This window comes from Pectobacterium carotovorum, assembly GCA_016415585.1.
GTDB lineage: Bacteria > Pseudomonadota > Gammaproteobacteria > Enterobacterales > Enterobacteriaceae > Pectobacterium > Pectobacterium carotovorum_K.
The window spans coordinates 2,431,084-2,448,548 of record CP066552.1 but is presented as its reverse complement, the minus strand read 5'-3'; the positions used below and the strand labels follow the sequence as shown (position 1 = coordinate 2,448,548).

Here is a 17,465-nt window from a genome sequence, read left to right as displayed (position 1 = left end):
AAGATATCATGATAGTGTTGATTAATTACCTTGAAGTCAAGATAAATGAAAAATCAAACCAGCGAACGCGAATACGATGCGGTAGATGCCATCCTTGAACAGTGGCGGCGCGAACGGCCCGATCTGGATGCCAGCCCCATGGGACCGATTGGACGCCTCAGACGATGTGCTGTACTCATGGATCAGCATCTGGAATCCTGTTTCTCCAGATTCGAGCTGAGCGGTTGGGAGTTTGATATGCTTGCCACGCTGCGGCGTGCTGGTGCACCACATTGCCTTAGTCCGACGGAGCTGTTCTCTGCGCTGATGGTGACGTCAGGCACCATGACTCACCGACTCAAACGTCTTGAAACCCGCGGATTTATCGAACGCGTGCAGAATGAACAGGATGCACGCAGTATGCTCGTGCAACTCACTAGCACGGGGCTTGAACTGATTAATTGCGCGGTTGAAGCACACATTGAGAATGAGCGTCAGGTGTTATCGGTGCTGCCTGCCGAGGTTCTGGCTGCGCTTGACGCTAATCTTGCGATACTGTTGCGAGGGTTGGATAATCATTCTGGGCGTACTTAGCGGGTTATCAACGCGGAAAGGCAATCGCGCATACTGCGAAAATCCGTTCGGTGTATTTGTATGCGAAGGAGTAGGGGCGGGTGTTTAATGGTTTTGTTAGGTGGCTCCGCAGCGGAAAACATTTTTTCTGTCTGTTCTGTGCTTGAGGAATTTTTATGTAAACCTGATCCGCATGATTTCTTTGAAACCTTGTTCAACGATTTAAGCGGCTGATGGTCGAAGACAAGAGAACGTATCAGCGATAACGGATGAAGCCAATCACGCTGGCCAGAACGCCAGATTCAGTCTCCTTGCCCATTGGTTCGCATAATGTACGACTCGTTATGTTGAAAACGATGCCGTCAGAAAGCTTGTGTGTAGAAATTCCCATGAATATATCTGTCCTTTTAGACTTAACGTGAGCGAAGCGTCAACATGACAACATGTAAACCCGGCAGCTATTGCCGCCGGGTTTACAGACGTGAATTGTGGCTGTGACATTACTGCTTCACTGATGCGGGATTCAGTCCCCGGCCAGGAAGAGTCTGACAGACAGCCCCTGTCGACGGCGGCGCTGTTTCCGGATATTTTTCGTCCGGCGTGATGTACACCTGTGTTGTGGCAACATACCCGTCGCTGAAGGTTGCTTCAACGTAGGTCGCCTGCCATCCGCCGTCCGGGGTTGTCAGCGGAATACTGAGTATCTCGCCGCCTGCCGGACTGACGGGAGCTGAACTGTATTTAACATCGCACGCATAGCGAAAATCCCTTGCCGCTGGGTTCTTTGCTGTCCACTGTAAAACTGTTGCAGGCTTCTCTGAAAAACTGACCATCAGTTCTTTTCCCCCATTTCCGCTGCCCTGTACTTTTTCTGTAATTTCAGGCAGCTTTTGCTTCCCCTGAAAACGGTTAACAAAAGTGATCAGCGACTGCTCCGCAACAGACAAAATTCCGTTATGTGTGGAGTTAGGTACAACCCGCAGGGACTTTGAGCCGGGTAACAGGTCATAATAAAAATGACTGTTGTCAGGTACATAGAAATCATCACCGCTGGCATTAATAATATATTTATCAATTTTCAGGCGGTCACCCATATCGGTATTCAGATAAGTCAGAGGATCTTCAAGCGTCATCAGGCTTGCAAATTCATCCGTACCAATCTGCTGGTCAACGCCCTGTTTATAATACGGATAAAAGGCTACTGGCCAGTTTTTTCCGTATGACTGATACATGTGTTCAAGAGACTTTTTAGTATCCAGCAGATCCACAACGAAAGGAACAACGGCATCGACGTCTGGGTCCGACAGCGCTGTCAGCCACGCGGCCCAGCCGCGTTTGGAGGCTCCGGTGACAATAAATTTAGTAATATTCTGTTGTGCCAGTTCTTTCTTCGCCAGCCTGAAGGCCTGCGATACCGACGCCGCCATAGGGATATGAAGGGACGCGTTCTGGTATTTCCGAGTATCACCGATAAACAGTTTCCAGGAATATGCCACGCTGTCATCTTCACCCAGAGGTGTTGTAACTCCCTGATAACTTAGCACCTGATTAGGAACGTTACTGACGGATATAACAACAGTTCGTGTGGCAACCGCAATACGTGAAAGTTCTTCCTCACTGAAGTTTGTGGGCACCACAGGGCTGCCTGAGTCATTATTGTTGCTGCCGTTATTGATAACAACAAGCGCATTTTTCTCTCTGGCTGAATCAGGAATATAGATATGCACCTCGTTCTGCCAGCGTTCCGGGGAAACGACGCCTTGTGGAGACCACACCTGTGAATTCAGGTTATATTTCTGCAGTATAACCCCGGGGAGTTGTTGTTTTTCCAGGAGAGAATAATCGAGAGGAAGTGACGCAAGTGATATCCGGTAATCAGAAATGACATGCGTCAGATTGATATTTTTATTGTTTTCACCCGCAGACAACGCCAAACAACTAGGCGAGATAAACAGCATCGCCATATATAATGTTCTAACTTTCATCAAGAAACTCCTTTTAGAAGGTAAAAAACGCATTCATCATAGGCCACTAACCATCATGGTCATCAGCTTTATTACTGCATGTTAACCTTCGGCCTTATCCCGCAAACGAATAACAGTTTGTCGTGATGTGCCGAATTCCCTTGCAACGGCACCGATGCTTACCCCTGCGTTAAGACTGCAGTTGTCATGGTTTAAACTCGTCGCTTAGTTTAGTGCATTATAGGCAAAAAAGAGTTTTGCGGATGCGGGGAGAAGATTTACTCAGTAGAACGGCCAGTTCCTGCCATTCCTTCCATTGGTGCGCATAATGTATATTATGTTAAATATTGTTTAATGCACAATTACTTCACGAACCAGTCCTCACCACTGAAAATCATGTACGTTGATCGGGATCGCTGACAAGTCATAAGGCCATGTGCCAAGAAATGCATGCTGGTTCATTTCCAATGCGATCGTGTCGCGGCTTGAATCATTGCTGGCCGACCTACTTTCTTGTAACCTTCCCCCTGTTACAGGCTCAATCTGAATAAATATCTAAAACTACCCGGACGTTACATGACAGCTCATACTTCTAAAGATCCTTTGCATGGCGTAACACTTGAAATGCAAGTCAATGCGCTGGTTGCCCGTTTTGGCTGGGTTGAGTTGGGTAAACGGATCAACATCAATTGCTTTAAAAGCGATCCAAGCGTTAAATCCAGTTTAAAGTTTCTGCGTCGGACACCCTGGGCGCGTACCGAAGTTGAAGCACTGTACCTTGATTCTCTGGACGGTTCCGCTCCCGTAAAACCAGATGATAGCGCCGTTGATCCTTGGGCTAATAGCCGCAGAAATAAGAGCTAACCAACGTGAAAAAGCCGGTCGTACTTATTACTGCTGCGCTTCTACTTGTCGGTTGCGCGTCTAAACCACCGAGTTCGCTTGTCACCCCGCTTCCTCCTGCTACACAGCCGCTTCCGGCGAAATCTCAGCAGAATAAGGAACCCATGCGCGGTGTTTGGCTGGCGACAGTCTCCCGCTTGGATTGGCCGCCGATGGCATCCGTCAATGCCAGCAGCCCTGCTAGCCGCATAACTCAACAGCAAGACGCGCTGAAAGGCAAGCTGGATAAATTGAAAAATCTTGGTATCAATACCGTATTTTTCCAGGTTAAGCCTGATGGTACCGCGCTCTGGCCCTCTAAAATATTGCCCTGGTCAGATACGTTAACGGGCAATATTGGTGAGGAGCCGGGCTACGATCCGCTACAGTTCATGCTGGATGAAGCGCACAAACGCGGTATGAAAGTCCATGCCTGGTTTAATCCCTATCGCGTCTCCGTTAACACTAAATCTGCAACCGTGACGGAACTCAATCGCACCCTGTCGCAAAATCCTGCCAGCGTATTTGTGTTGCATCGTGACTGGATTCGCACGGCAGGCGATCGCTTTGTGCTCGACCCAGGTATCCCAGAAGCGCGAAGCTGGATCACCAGTATCGTGGCCGAAGTCGTGGCGCATTACCCTATTGATGGTGTGCAGTTCGATGATTACTTCTATGCCGAATCATCCGGCTCGATGCTTAACGATGGTGAGACTTTTAAGAAATATGGTCAGGGATTTGGCTCAAAGGCGGACTGGAGGCGGCACAATACGCAGTTATTGATTGAGCAGGTGTCGCGCACTATCAAGCAGCTGAAACCCGAGGTTGAATTCGGTGTAAGTCCCGCAGGCGTGTGGCGCAACCGGTCACACGATGCGGCAGGCTCCGACACGCGAGGCGCTGCGGCCTATGATGAGGCTTATGCCGATACTCGGCAATGGGTGCAACAAGGGATGCTGGATTACATCGCTCCACAAATATACTGGCCTTTCGCGCGCGATGCGGCTCGCTACGATGTATTGGCAAAATGGTGGGCAGATGTGGTGAAGCCGACAAAAACGCGCCTTTATATTGGCGTTGCGCTATATAAAGTGGGTGAACCTTCAAAGAATGAGCCGGACTGGACAATAAATGGCGGCGTGCCAGAGCTGAAAAAGCAGCTCGATTTGAACGATTCTATGCCGCAAATTAACGGTACGATTCTGTTCAGAGAGAACTATCTCAATCAGCCACAGACTCAGGAAGCGGTTAATTATCTCAGAAATCGCTGGAACCCGATTTAACCGGGCGCTAACCCGCACTACGTCTACGCCTTTCTCTATTTTTTGCCTACTATTTATTGGGTAAATGTAACCCTAGCTAAAAGTGCTATTTACTCCGCTCGTTACCACCTTTTCAGCGTAAAAATTCTGTCAGATGAGGATTTTTTTTGCTTATTTAATAAGCATGTAAGATGGTCGTGGCATCATGATGAGTAATCAATCATTCAACTAATTGATTTTTATGTGAAAAAATAAAAGTTTCGAAACGAAATAAATCATTGAGTCGGTGACTGAAAAACCCTATATTGACCGCGTTTTTCTTATAGCAGTTGCATGCTTAATTCATTTATTCAACTGTGGTGTCCCAATAACCTCCACGGTTGTAGGAGAGATATGATGACGGATAAAGTCCGTATTGACAGTTTAGGTGCGAATTCATTAAACGGAAACAATGAAACCTATTTGGCAAGACAAGCTGAATTTGAATCGAACGTGAGGAGTTATCCACGCAAATTGCCTCTGGCAATGGCGAAAGCCGAAGGCGTGTGGATCACCGATGTTGAGAATAATCAATATCTTGATTGTCTGGCCGGGGCGGGAACGCTGGCGCTTGGACATAACCATCCTGACGTGCTGCAAAGCATCCAACGTGTCATTACTAGCGGCTTGCCGTTACATACACTTGATCTGACAACGCCGTTGAAAGATCAGTTCTCCGAATATCTGCTTTCCTTATTGCCTGGTCAGGGCAAAGAGTACTGCCTCCAATTTACCGGCCCTTCTGGCGCCGATGCGGTCGAAGCTGCGCTGAAACTGGCAAAAAAATACACCGGTCGTGCTGGTGTGATCAGTTTCTCCGGTGGCTACCACGGCATGACGCATGGCGCGCTGTCGGTAACGGGTAACCTGTCACCGAAAGAAGCGGTCGACGGTATGATGCCTGAAGTCCAGTTTATGCCTTATCCGCATGAGTACCGCTGCCCGCTGGGCATTGGCGGTGAAGCGGGTGTGAAAGCATTAACCTACTACTTTGAAAACCTGATCAATGACGTTGAGAGTGGCGTGCGCAAACCAGCAGCGGTCATTCTGGAAGCGGTTCAGGGTGAAGGCGGCGTTAACCCGGCACCCGTCGAGTGGTTGCAACGCATCCGTAAAGTGACGCAGGAACACGGCATCCTGCTGATCATCGACGAAGTGCAGGCGGGCTTTGCTCGTACTGGTAAATTCTTCGCCTTTGAACACGCTGGCATTGAGCCAGATATCATCGTGATGTCTAAAGCAGTGGGGGGCGGCTTGCCATTAGCCGTTCTGGGTATCAAAAAGCAGTTCGATGCCTGGGCTCCGGGTCACCATACCGGTACCTTCCGCGGTAACCAACTGGCAATGGCAACTGGCCTGACGACGCTGAAGCACCTCAAAGACAATCAGGTAGCCAATAAAGTCGCTGAGCAAGGTGAATGGCTGAAAGCCAAACTGGCTGAGCTGCAAAAACGTTATCCGGTGATCGGCCACATTCGCGGTCTGGGATTAATGATCGGGATTGAGATTGTTAAGCCTAATGAAGCGCAGGATCACATGGGTTGCTACCCGGCTGACGGCGAGCTGTCTGCCCTGTTGCAGAAAAAATGCTTTGAAACGGGCCTGATTTTGGAGCGTGGTGGCCGTCATGGTTGCGTTCTGCGTCTGCTGCCTTCCCTGTTGATCAGCAATGCTGAATTGGAAATCTTCCTGGATAAATTTGAAAACGCCCTGCTGTCTGCTGGCGTGAAGCCAGTCTGAGTGGAGCGAATGACCACGATGTCCCAATTAGTGGAAACAGAAGCAGTGGAAACAAAAATCAACCCGATTCTGGCCTCCTCGGCACAAAGCATTGAGGCCTATCAGGATGCGATTACGCAAAGTAGCCAAGCCGTCATGCAGTGGCTGCAACAGCCTGAGATGTATCAGGGGAAAACTGTTGCTGAACTGCGTGAGCGCATCACGCTGGATTTTAATCCTCAGGGCCTGGGTAACCAGGCCGCTATTGAGCGTGCGATTGAGTACTTTTTGAAAGACAGCCTGTCGGTGCATCATCCGCAGTGCGTCGCTCACCTGCACTGCCCGAGTTTGGTGGTCAGTCAGGCAGCGGAAGTCTTGATTAATGCCACGAACCAGAGCATGGACTCTTGGGATCAAAGCCCGTCTGCGACCATCATCGAGATGAAGCTGATTGAGTGGCTGCGCACTCAGGTAGGCTACCAGTCTGGTGACGCTGGCGTGTTCACCAGTGGTGGCACCCAGAGTAACCTGATGGGTTTGATGCTGGCGCGTGATGCCTTCTTTGCCCGTCAGGGACATTCGATCCAGCAAGATGGATTGGTTGGTAACCTGAAGAAAATTAAAGTGTTCTGTTCTGAAAATGCCCATTTCTCGGTGCAAAAGAACATGGCTTTACTGGGTCTGGGTTATCAATGCGTTACGCTGGTGAAAACCGATCGCTTCGCGCGGATGGATCTGAATGATTTAGCGGAGAAAATGGCGCTGGCCAAGGCTAACGGCGAGCAGATTCTGGCGATTGTGGCGACGGCAGGTACCACTGATGCCGGTGCGATCGATCCTCTGCGGGCGATTGCAACACTGGCGGCAGAACATCAGATTTGGGTACACGTTGATGCAGCTTGGGGCGGTGCACTGCTGTTGTCCGAGAAGTATCGCGATTATCTGGACGGCATTGAGTTGGTGGATTCCATCACGTTGGATTTCCACAAACAATTCTTCCAGACCATCAGCTGCGGCGCTTTCTTGCTGAAAGAAGCTCGTCACTATGAACTGATGCGCTATCAAGCGGCTTACCTGAACTCTGAGTTCGATGAAGCACAGGGCGTCCCTAATCTGGTGTCGAAATCATTGCAGACGACGCGCCGTTTTGATGCGCTGAAACTGTGGATGGGTCTGGAAGCATTAGGCCAACAGCAGTACGCCGCGATCATCGATCACGGCGTCACGCTGGCGCAACAGGTTGCCCAGTATGTGGATGAACATGCCTCACTGGAATTGGTGATGCAGCCACAGCTGGCAAGCGTACTGTTCCGTTTCCGTCCGCAACAGCTGGCGACAGTGGATGATGCGACTATCGCTTTGCTGAACCAACGCATTGGCGATGCACTGCTGGAATCAGGTCGTGCCAACGTAGGCGTCACCGAATTTAACGGTGTTACCTGCCTGAAACTGACGTTGCTGAACCCAACGGTCAGCCTGGACGATGTCAAAGTCCTGCTGGATCTGGTTGAAAGCACGGCACAGCCTCTGCTGACCGCGTAATCCCCCTGCTTTACCGCATGGTAAAAAGCCGATAACACTTAACAGGTTATCGGCTTTTTATTGCTTATAACCCGTGGTGGTCAACCCGCTCCGCTACAGTGGAAAACGTTTCGGAGCAGGCAAATTAATCCATCAGGATGCGGGCGAATTAATACGAGTATCCCGGTTTTTTCGCCAACGTATCCAACTGCGGTTTGATGAATGGATCGTAAACGTCATCTTTCCAGCGCTCTGGCTGAATTTCGTTAAACGCCACAGAAAGCGAGTCGTCGGAAGAACCGAAGTGCTTCTTCAGAACCGTAGCAAGATCTTCCGCGACAACTTTCTTCTCTTCTTCAGACAGGTTTCTTGGGAAGTGTTTGACATCAATATGAGGCATGAAATTGTCCTTTTCAGTGATGAAACAGCACGTTGGTTAAGATAGCTAGTTAGTCAAGATAACCAGTGTTCATGAAGACGGCAATAGGATAGTTCGCCTGATGATAAACAATCCGCTTGAGATAAATTGGCCTAAATTCATCGAAGTGTGTCATTCAGGCCACTGTTGGCGACCGATCCGTTACTGAAATCGCCGCAAAAGGCCTACGGCAATTCAGACTATCTCCGCTTTCTGGCCATGCCTACAGCGATAGCCCTGGCGATAAACCCTTTGTACCGAGTTAGAGCCGTGTGCAGTCTGCTTTTCCCGATATCTTTGAACGATTGTACGCTGCGGTAGAAGCCGACAATCAGGAAACGTGATGTCCCTACTCGGGGTCAGTTTGGATATCGAAAATTATTGTACGTTAAGGTTGTTTTTTGTACTCCTGGGCTGCGGTCAGTAAGATTGACCACGTTGACAGGCAGCTTTGAGCGATGAGCGGAAGTTCGCAGTTTTCTTACAGCCAGATGGGAGTATCACTACTTCGCCGTTTATTAATAAAATGGGAGCAGGTCACCGTTGCGCTCATGGTCACGGATAGCGCACCCGTAAGTGTTTCACCCTCGAACAAATCGTGCGCGATGGCAAGAGCCAGAACTGTGGCGGATACAGGAAAACCACAGACCATCGCCCTGTGACAATGATCTGAGGTGGGACTAAACGGAAATTATACGCTTCAGCCAATGACTCCGGGTCGGCTTACGTTAATGACAGCTTTTCATTCTGCTGTGTACTAGCAGGACGTATCTTGAACCAGATGGCATACATAGCAGGCAGGAACACCAGCGTGATGATAGTGCCACCAAAGGTCCCGCCAATCAGGGTATAGGCCAGCGTTCCCCAGAACACCGAGTGCGTGAGCGGGATAAACGCCAGAATGGCGGCCATCGCCGTCAGCAACACAGGCCGCGCTCGTTGCACCGTCGCCTCCACCACCGCATCGAATTGTGCCAGCCCTGCCTGTTCGTTGTGATGGATCTGCCCTATCAGGATCAAGGTGTTACGCATCAGGATGCCCGACAGCGCAATCAGTCCTACCAGAGCATTAATGCCAAACGGCTGGTTAAACACAAGCAGCGTTGGCACTACCCCAATAAGCCCCAGCGGGGCAGTGAGGAATACCATAACCATCGCCGACATCGACCGCACCTGCAGGATAATAATCAACAGCGTCATGGCGATCATGACAGGGAACAGCGGTGCCATTGCTTTGGTCGCTTTCGCTGATTCTTCAATCGGCCCGGCCTGCTCAATGCGGTATCCTGCCGGAAGTGTATCAATTACAGGCTGTAGCTCTTTCATAACTGCCGTGGACACGTCCGGTGGTTGCAGATTTTCGGCAATGTCTCCCCGCACGGTAATGGTCGGCGTACGATCGCGACGGCGCAGGACAGGATCTTCCATTTGAATCTCAACCTCCCCTATCTGCGACAGCGGAATGCGCTGGCCAGAAGCCCCCCCTAAGGTAAAGCCCGCTATTTTTGCCGGATCGAGACGGATATCCCCCGCCGCGCGCCCCATGACCTGTACCGAACGAATATCTTCACGCACTGCGGTGATAGGAACGCCTGAAAGCAGGAACTGAAGCTGCTGCGCGACCGCATTCGATGTCAACCCCACCGCCTGTAGACGGTCCTGATTGAGGGTGAAATGCAACGCTGGCACCCGCGGCCCCCAGTCGGTGTTGACGGTTCTCATCATCGGGCTGGCCTGCATCACCTTTTCGACCTTGTCTGCGATTTCGCGCAGTATGGTGGGATCCGGCCCCATGACCCGGTAAGCCACCGGATAGGGTGAATACGGACCAAACACCAGTTGGGTTACACGCAAGCGCGCCTCAGGTGCCAGGCCGCTGGCCGCCGCTTCACGCAGTCTGAACTTGAGCGCCTCGCGCGATTCCTCGCTGTCCGTCAGCACGACAATTTTCGCAAACGACGGATCGGGCAGCTCAGGTGCCATGGCCAGATAGAAGCGCGGCGACCCCTGCCCGATATAGGACGTAATGATTTTTGCCTCTTTCTGCTTTCTCAGCCAGGCTTCGATTTTCTCCGTGGTGACACTGGTCTGCTCAATAGAAGTGCCATAAGGCATCTGCACTTCAACCAGTACCTCCGGGCGGTCGGAGGTAGGGAAAAATTGTTTTTTCACCAGCCCCATGCCGAGTATAGTGATCGTAAAGACGGCAATAACGGTACCGGCAACTATCCACTTGCGCGCAATGACGCGGGTCAGTACCCAGCGAAAACGGTTGTAATGACGGGTGTTGTAAATAGCCGCATGCCCGCCCTCCACAGTTTTTATTTTCGGCAGCATTTTTACGCCCAGATAAGGCGTAAAGACCACCGCCACAATCCAGGAAGCAATCAGGGCTATACCGACAATCCAGAACATGTTGCTGGTGTATTCGCCGGCTGTGGACTGGGCAAAACCGTTGGGCATGAATCCGACGGCGGTGACCAGCGTGCCTGCCAGCATCGGGGCCGCCGTATGGCTCCAGGCATAGGCCGAGGCTTTGATGCGGTCGTAGCCTTCTTCCATTTTCACCACCATCATTTCAATGGCGATGATGGCATCATCGACCAGCAACCCGAGCGCCAGGATCAACGAGCCCAGGGTAATACGGTCAAAGTTTTTGCCGGAAGCCTCCATCACTACAAAGACAATCGCCAGCGTCAGTGGCACCGCTGCCGCAACCACCACGCCCACACGCCATCCCATACTGACGAAGCACACCACCATCACTACCAGCAGCGCGACAAAGAATTTGATCATGAACTCGTCAACGGCGGAGCTGATGTTGACTGACTGATCGGTGACTTTGGTCAGGATCATGCCCAGGGGCATGCCCTCATTGATGTTGGCCGTTTCCGCATCCAGCGCCTTACCCAAATCCAGACCATTCCAGCCGTCCCGCATAACGATGCCCAGCAGCAGCGCCGGTTCACCCTGATTGCGGATCAGGAGGGTAGCAGGATCTTCGTAGCCTCGTTCAACGGTTGCCACGTCAGAAAGCTGCAAATTTCTGCCCTGTACCACGATAGGGGTTTCGCGGATTTTCTCCAGTTTGTCAAAGGCACCGTCCAGGCGGATAAAGACCTGCGGTCCTTTGGTGTCAATCGAACCGGCGGGCGTCAGTACGTTCTGGTTGTTGAGGGCTGAGAAAATATCCTGAGGGGAAATGCCCAGCGTGGCCAGTCGGTCATGCGAGAACGAGACATAGATACGTTCAGCCTGCTCGCCGATGATATTGACCTTCTTGACCCCTGGCACATGTAAAAGACGTTGGCGTAACGATTCCGCATCGCGTACCAGCAGCCGCTGTGGCTCTCCTTTCGCCTTCAGCGCAAAAAGTGCAAAGGTCACATCAGAGAATTCATCATTGACCATCGGCCCGATGACGCCTGCTGGCAGGTTTTTGACCTCATCGCCCAGCTTTTTACGCGCCTGATAGAACTCTTCCTGCACCTGTGAGGGCGGCGTGCTGTCCTGCAGCGACAGCATGGTAAAAGCCAGACCGGGACGGGTGTAGGTTTCACTACGGTCATACCACTTGAGCTCCTGCATACGCTTTTCAAGCGGTTCGGCAACCTGATCCTGCATCTCCTGCGCGGTAGCGCCCGGCCAGGCAGAAATAATCGTCATCTGCTTGACCGTAAACGGTGGGTCTTCAGCCCGTCCCAGTTCAAAAAACGAGAGAATGCCCGCAACCGTAATCAGGATAATAAGGAACAGTGTGATTGAGCGCTCACGCACGGCGAGGGCTGAAAGATTGAATCGCCCCCCGCTCATGGCTGGCTCCCGGCGACGCTGGCATCGCTTAGTGCGACCATGCGTACGGCCTCACCGTCATGCAGCAGATGCGCCCCCAGGGCGACCACCTGCTCTCCCGGCTTAAGAGAACCTGTCACCATCGCCGAATCGTCACCCAATCCCTGCACCTGCACGGGCCGCCATGACACTTTGGCGGGTTTACCAGAAATCACCCAGACACCCGGCCCTTTGCCAGGATCATAGATGGCCGCTAAAGGTACCTGCATCACCTGGCCCGGTAATTTATCGTCTGAAATATGCAGCGTAACGGTGGATCCCAGCGGAGCATTCGCCAGTACTCCCTCTAGCACATATCTCGCCTCGAAGGTGCGGGTTAGCGGATCTGCTGCATCGGACAGGAGCCGCAGTTTCGCAGAGACAGTCTGTTTACCGGTACCGTACAACGTTGCTTCGCCCTCGCTTCCGGCTGCCGGGCGTAACGTCTCAGGCAACTGCACGATGGCCTCGCGCTGCCCTGCTCTGGCCAGCCGGACCACCGGCTGCCCGGCACTGACAACCTGACCGGGTTCAGCCAGCGTATCCATGACCACGCCGTCGGCGTCAGCCAGCAGCACGGCGTAGCCCGTGGCGTTTTGCGCCACATTGGCCTGGGCCTGAGCCGCACTGAGTTCCGCTTTGGCCGTATCGGCGGCGGCCTTTATCTGATCGTAGGCCGATGCCGACACTGCGCCTGCAGCGACCAGACCGCGATAGCGCACCTCGTCATCAGTCGCTTGTCTTGCACGGGCCCGTGCCGCCGCGACGGTCTGTTGCTGAGCCTGTGCCTGCAGACTCAGGTCAACCGGATCCAGACGCATCAATGGCTGACCGCGTTTAACGGTCTGGCCGGTATCGACCAGGCGTTCAAGGATTTTGCCCTGCACTCTGAAACCGAGGTCGCTTTGAATCCGGGCGACAACAACGCCGGTAAATGCGCGGGAGGCATCGGCAGCACTCACCACGGTCGCAGACCTGACCAGAGGAGGCTGAGTACGGGGATCGTCGGTGCCGGAAGAGTCGCCGCAGGCCACAAGGGCAAGCGGCAACAGGCAAACAGCAAAGGTGGCAGGATTAAGCCTGAGCATGGGTTCCCTTAATTGAATTAGCAGGACAGTAACCGCATTCTCAGACTAGTGACCAATAATGTCAATAGTCACTATTCAGGGTGACAGACTTCTCAGTATCAGTGAGGACAGGAGCGCCGCAGCCGCCGGTGCCGTTTCCAGATTGTATTGCAACTGTACCGGACTGATGTAAGGCCGCATGACCAGATATATCGCGTGCGCCGCCTCATCCAGCGGCGTTTTTCGTTCAAACTCGCCCGCCTGCCGCCCTTCAACAATGATTTGTTCAATCAGTGTTCTCAGACGCTCTTCATGAGCCTCTGCCGACGGCCACTTATCCCGCGCCGCCACGGCAGCAATGTCATAAAGCTTGCGATCGTGAAAAAACAAATCACTGCCGGCTTCAGTCAGTGCCCTGAATAAACGCCGCAACTTTTCGGAGGCCGACGGGGCATCTGCAATCGCTGAATTGACAATCGCCATGATCATCGCCAGCCGGTTAGTGCAGATCACCTCGCCGATCGCCTGCTTGGAATCGAAAAATTTATAGATGTAGGATTTTGAAAACCCTATTGATTTAGCCAGTTCTGACACTGTGGTTTTCTCGTAACCAAAATGCCCGAAATGCTCTGTGGCAGCGTCAACGACCTGATCACGCACACTGTGATCTGATGGCCCCCTTGGGGGATGTACATTTATGTGTTTAGTCATTTTTCCAGCTTAGCTCAATGAGCCCTGATTGACAACGAGTGACCATTTGGTAATGTAGTCACACTTCAAAACTGACTCAAGGAATATCAATGTTCCCCCTCCGTACTCTTGCACTGGTGGTGAGCAGCGCCTTACTGGCGGGTTGCGCCGTCGGGCCGGATTATCATCGCCCGGATGCCCCCCTTCCTGAACGCTATCAGGCACAGTCTGCCGTCCAGCAGAGAAGCGCCTCCAGACCCGCCAGTTTTGCCGTCTGGTGGGACGGCTTCGGCGATCCCCTGTTAAGTCAGTACGTTACCGACGCCCTCGCGCAGAATCTCGATCTCGCACAGGCCACCGCCCGCATGGCCCAGTCACGCGCCGGACTGGGCGCGGCCACAGCAGCGCTGTTACCTTCAGGGAACGTCAGCGGGCAAGCGGCACGCGCGTATCAGTCGGCCGAAACCCCGCTGGGTCAGGTTCTCAGCGCAACGCCGGATTATAATCGCTACGGCAATAGCTATGAAACCGATCTCAACGCAAGCTGGGAGATTGACGTATTTGGGGGGCTGCGACGCGGGCGTCAGGCTGCACTGGCTGACTATCAGGCTTCCGAAGCGGGCGTCGCCGCAACCCGTCTTGCCGTCGCGGCTCAGACTGCCGATACCTATATCACCCTGCGCGGATTACAAACCCGGCTGTCCATCGCGGAGAAACAGGTCAGTACGCAGCAGGAGCTGCTGGAAAAGGTACAACTCCTGAACGCTAAAGGACTGGCTCCGGCGTATCAGGTTCGCCAGACCGAAGGGGAACTGGCGCAGGTTCAGGCAACCGTACCGGTTCTCCGTACCGGGCTTGATGCGGCGATGAATGCATTAGATGTCATGCTCGGCACGCCTCCCGGCACCCATCGCAGTCAGTTAGCGTTGCCGGGTGCCATACCGCAGGCTCCGCAGATAACCTCAACGGGCACACCTGCCGACCTGTTGCGCCGCAGACCCGATATTATCGTGGCGGAGCGCCATCTCGCGGCGTCGAGTGCACGTATCGGCGTGGCGGTCAGTGAGTATTATCCGAAGTTTTCACTCAGTGCCCTGCTCGGCAGCGCGACGGCTGTGTCGGGCGACAACCTGTTCTCCGGCGGTGCCAGCCAGTCGGCAGCCGTGCTGGGACTGCGCTGGCGGCTCTTCGATTTTGGTCGCATCAACGCCCAGATAGATCAGGCGAAAGGTCAGGAAGCCGAAGCGCTCGCGGCCTATCGCCTGTCGGTATTACGCGCCACCGAAGACGTCGAAAATGCTTTCTCCGCCCTGGTCAATCGTGAAACACAGGCCGCCACGCTGACCCGCGGTGAAACCGCCCTGGCCAGCGCCCGCCAGTCATCTTTTATCGCTTACCGGCAGGGAACGGCAAGCCTGATGGACGTCCTGCACAACGATGAAACCCTGTTACAGGCTTCCGACGCCAGGGCGCAGGCGCAGACAGAATCTGCGCGCGCGGCTGTTGCTACGTTCAGGGCGCTAGGCGGAGGCTGGCAGCCAACAGAAACAAACACCAGGGCACCGTAAGCTGCAGCGAAGATTCACATTCTAATTGCTGACTGATAACCGGGGGACAGATGAAAAGAGGAGAAGCGCGTAACGCGCTGGCGCGTGCGGTATTCCTGCACCGGCTGGGTGAAATCAGGGATCGAAAACCGGAAAATCAGAGCTATCGCGCCAGTGGACTGACGTTGCTGACGGCAGCGATCTCGCTGTGGAATACCGTCTATATGGAAAGAGCGGTCGATGCCCTGAAGCGTAAAGGGCTGAAGATCAACGAGCAACTACTGTCGCATTTGTCGCCGTTAGGCTGGGAGCACATCAATCTGACAGGCGATTATATCTGGAAAAGCAACCGGATACTGTCTTCCGGTAAGTTTCGTCGGCTGAGGCCAGCTAAAGTAGAAAGGTCAAAAAACAACCTTAACGTACAATAATGTTCGATATCCAAACTGACCCCTACTCTCTCATCGAGGGCAAATGCATCATTCCATGCATCATGTGCATAACTAATTCATATCTCTCGATTTAATCACCCAGTGAATAAATCAATTTTTTACCTTTGATCAGTGCGTCAGAAAAGGCGAAATTTCCCGTCATACGGGCATACTTGTCGACCCCTTTGACAGGGGATTAGAAGCTACTCAATGCGATAAATTGGCGTACTTTATGCTTCAGCTCTCTTGCCATTATGCAACTAAGGAGAGTGTTTTGATGAATTTTTTAATCAATGAAAGCGACGTTTTAAACCCGAAACGCAGAGCATTATTAAAACTTTCTGGCGTCCTGCTGGGGATGGCGGCGGTAACAACAGGGTTAAGCTCGCGAGTTTTTGCCGAGACACAGCCTGAGCGCGCAGCCTTTACCGCACCATCGGCCGATAACCCAATCCGCATTAATTTCAATGAAAACCCACTGGGTATGTCACCCAAGGCGCAGGCTGCTGCACGCGATGCCGTCGTGAAAGCTAATCGCTACGCAAAGAATGAGATTTTGATGCTTGGCAACAAACTGGCGGCACATCATCAGGTTGGCGCACCTTCTATTTTGCTGACGGCTGGTTCATCCGAAGGCATCCGGGCAGCAATCGAAGCCTATGCGTCGCTAGATGCACAGCTGGTCATTCCGGAGTTAACCTACGGTGACGGCGAGCATTTTGCCAAAATTGCCGGAATTAAAGTCACGAAAGTCAAAATGCTCGATAACTGGGCGTTCGATATTGAAGGGCTAAAAGCGGCCGTTGCCAGTTACAGCGGCCCTTCCATCGTTTATCTGGTCAACCCCAACAACCCAACGGGTACAATTATACCTGCGGACTTAATCGAACCGTGGATTGCCAGCAAGCCTGCCAATACGATGTTTATTGTCGATGAGGCCTACGCCGAGTTCGTCAATGACCCGCGTTTTCGCTCTATTTCGCCGATGATTACTCAGGGTGCAGAGAACATTATTCTGCTCAAAACCTTCTCAAAAATACATGGTATGCGCGTTGGGTATGCCGTCGCGCATCCAACTGTGATTGCGTTGATGGGAAAATATGTGGCGGGCGAAAAAATCAACTTTAGCGGCGTGGATGCTGCATTGGCGTCGATGAACGATTCGGCATTTATTACCTACAGCAAGAAGAGTAATGATGTGTCGCACCAAATCCTGTTGAAGGCATTGGATGACCTGAAATTGCCTTACTTATCGTCGGAGGGAAATTTTGTTTTCCACCAATTGGTCGTGCCGCTCAAGGATTACCAAAAGCATATGGCAGATGCGAGCGTACTGATCGGTCGTGCATTTCCGCCTGCGGATAACTGGTGTCGTATTTCACTGGGTACACCGCAGGAAATGCAGTGGGTTGCGGACATCATGCGCGAATTCCGTAACAAAAACTGTATTTAATTCTCCGTCATTCCGCTCTTGTCACACCGCGTTAGTGCGACATCCGCCCCTTGATCAGAGGGGCGATACTTCCAAACTGCATTGTTGAA

General features: G+C 52.4%; 12 protein-coding genes and 1 pseudogene. 8 read left to right on the top strand and 5 right to left on the bottom strand.

The window, feature by feature from the left end; all coding sequences use genetic code 11:
* Positions 1-45: 45 nt before the first annotated feature.
* The gene (locus tag JFY74_10800) at positions 46-573 is read left to right on the top strand and encodes a MarR family transcriptional regulator (GenBank protein QQG26646.1); all 528 of its coding nucleotides are present in this window, start codon (positions 46-48) and stop codon (positions 571-573) included.
* Between the two features lie 479 nt (positions 574-1,052).
* Here JFY74_10800 and JFY74_10795 read toward each other — a convergent pair whose 3' ends face one another.
* Positions 1,053-2,537, bottom strand: a complete 1,485-nt coding sequence (locus tag JFY74_10795; protein QQG26645.1) for a PhoPQ-regulated protein — start codon at positions 2,535-2,537, stop codon at positions 1,053-1,055.
* A 555-nt stretch (positions 2,538-3,092) separates the two neighbouring features.
* On the opposite strand from JFY74_10795, the gene JFY74_10790 reads away from it, so the two are divergent.
* The 4 genes from JFY74_10790 to JFY74_10775 all read left to right on the top strand — a co-directional run bounded on the left by JFY74_10790 (position 3,093) and on the right by JFY74_10775 (position 7,960).
* On the top strand, positions 3,093-3,380 hold the full coding sequence (locus JFY74_10790; GenBank protein QQG26644.1) for a DUF2132 domain-containing protein: 288 nt from the start codon (positions 3,093-3,095) through the stop codon (positions 3,378-3,380).
* A 5-nt stretch (positions 3,381-3,385) separates the two neighbouring features.
* Positions 3,386-4,681 carry a glycoside hydrolase family 10 protein gene (locus tag JFY74_10785; protein QQG26643.1) on the top strand — a complete coding sequence of 432 codons (1,296 nt, stop codon included), beginning with the start codon at positions 3,386-3,388 and terminating at the stop codon, positions 4,679-4,681.
* Positions 4,682-5,053: 372 nt separating this feature from the next.
* A complete protein-coding gene (locus JFY74_10780; protein QQG26642.1) occupies positions 5,054-6,439 on the top strand; it encodes a diaminobutyrate--2-oxoglutarate transaminase in 1,386 nt (461 codons plus the stop codon).
* 9 nt (positions 6,440-6,448) lie between these two features.
* Positions 6,449-7,960, top strand: coding sequence for an aspartate aminotransferase family protein (locus tag JFY74_10775; GenBank protein ID QQG26641.1), 1,512 nt, complete (start codon positions 6,449-6,451; stop codon positions 7,958-7,960).
* A 148-nt stretch (positions 7,961-8,108) separates the two neighbouring features.
* Here JFY74_10775 and pptA read toward each other — a convergent pair whose 3' ends face one another.
* From pptA to JFY74_10755, 4 genes are all read right to left on the bottom strand, one after another.
* Positions 8,109-8,339, bottom strand: coding sequence for a tautomerase PptA (gene pptA, locus JFY74_10770; protein QQG26640.1), 231 nt, complete (start codon positions 8,337-8,339; stop codon positions 8,109-8,111).
* A 741-nt stretch (positions 8,340-9,080) separates the two neighbouring features.
* Positions 9,081-12,170, bottom strand: coding sequence for an efflux RND transporter permease subunit (locus JFY74_10765; protein QQG26639.1), 3,090 nt, complete (start codon positions 12,168-12,170; stop codon positions 9,081-9,083).
* Positions 12,167-13,276, bottom strand: coding sequence for an efflux RND transporter periplasmic adaptor subunit (locus JFY74_10760; protein QQG26638.1), 1,110 nt, complete (start codon positions 13,274-13,276; stop codon positions 12,167-12,169). Before JFY74_10760 ends, JFY74_10765 begins: the two co-directional genes overlap by 4 nt.
* A 75-nt stretch (positions 13,277-13,351) precedes the next feature.
* Positions 13,352-13,966 (bottom strand): TetR/AcrR family transcriptional regulator, encoded by a 615-nt coding sequence (locus JFY74_10755; GenBank protein ID QQG26637.1) that lies wholly within the window; start codon positions 13,964-13,966, stop codon positions 13,352-13,354.
* Positions 13,967-14,055: 89 nt separating this feature from the next.
* Here JFY74_10755 and JFY74_10750 point away from each other — a divergent pair, with 89 nt between their 5' ends.
* The 3 genes and pseudogenes from JFY74_10750 to JFY74_10740 all read left to right on the top strand — a co-directional run bounded on the left by JFY74_10750 (position 14,056) and on the right by JFY74_10740 (position 17,376).
* Positions 14,056-15,513: an efflux transporter outer membrane subunit gene (locus JFY74_10750; protein QQG26636.1), complete on the top strand. Its 1,458-nt coding sequence runs from the start codon at positions 14,056-14,058 to the stop codon at positions 15,511-15,513.
* 59 nt (positions 15,514-15,572) lie between these two features.
* Positions 15,573-15,923 (top strand): annotated as a pseudogene (locus tag JFY74_10745) (Tn3 family transposase).
* Positions 15,924-16,200: 277 nt separating this feature from the next.
* Complete coding sequence (locus JFY74_10740; GenBank protein QQG26635.1) at positions 16,201-17,376, top strand: histidinol-phosphate aminotransferase family protein; 1,176 nt, start codon at positions 16,201-16,203, stop codon at positions 17,374-17,376.
* Positions 17,377-17,465 lie beyond the last annotated feature (89 nt).

Excerpts from the sequence above, each read along its gene's own strand:
- JFY74_10800 (QQG26646.1), top strand. The coding sequence starts at position 46 with ATGAAAAATCAAACCAGCGAACGCGAATACGATGCGGTAGATGCCATC.
- JFY74_10795 (QQG26645.1), bottom strand. The coding sequence starts at position 2,537 with ATGAAAGTTAGAACATTATATATGGCGATGCTGTTTATCTCGCCTAGT.
- JFY74_10790 (QQG26644.1), top strand. The coding sequence starts at position 3,093 with ATGACAGCTCATACTTCTAAAGATCCTTTGCATGGCGTAACACTTGAA.
- JFY74_10780 (QQG26642.1), top strand. The coding sequence starts at position 5,054 with ATGATGACGGATAAAGTCCGTATTGACAGTTTAGGTGCGAATTCATTA.
- JFY74_10775 (QQG26641.1), top strand. The coding sequence starts at position 6,449 with ATGACCACGATGTCCCAATTAGTGGAAACAGAAGCAGTGGAAACAAAA.
- pptA (QQG26640.1), bottom strand. The coding sequence starts at position 8,339 with ATGCCTCATATTGATGTCAAACACTTCCCAAGAAACCTGTCTGAAGAA.
- JFY74_10765 (QQG26639.1), bottom strand. The coding sequence starts at position 12,170 with ATGAGCGGGGGGCGATTCAATCTTTCAGCCCTCGCCGTGCGTGAGCGC.
- JFY74_10760 (QQG26638.1), bottom strand. The coding sequence starts at position 13,276 with ATGCTCAGGCTTAATCCTGCCACCTTTGCTGTTTGCCTGTTGCCGCTT.
- JFY74_10755 (QQG26637.1), bottom strand. The coding sequence starts at position 13,966 with ATGACTAAACACATAAATGTACATCCCCCAAGGGGGCCATCAGATCAC.
- JFY74_10750 (QQG26636.1), top strand. The coding sequence starts at position 14,056 with ATGTTCCCCCTCCGTACTCTTGCACTGGTGGTGAGCAGCGCCTTACTG.
- JFY74_10740 (QQG26635.1), top strand. The coding sequence starts at position 16,201 with ATGAATTTTTTAATCAATGAAAGCGACGTTTTAAACCCGAAACGCAGA.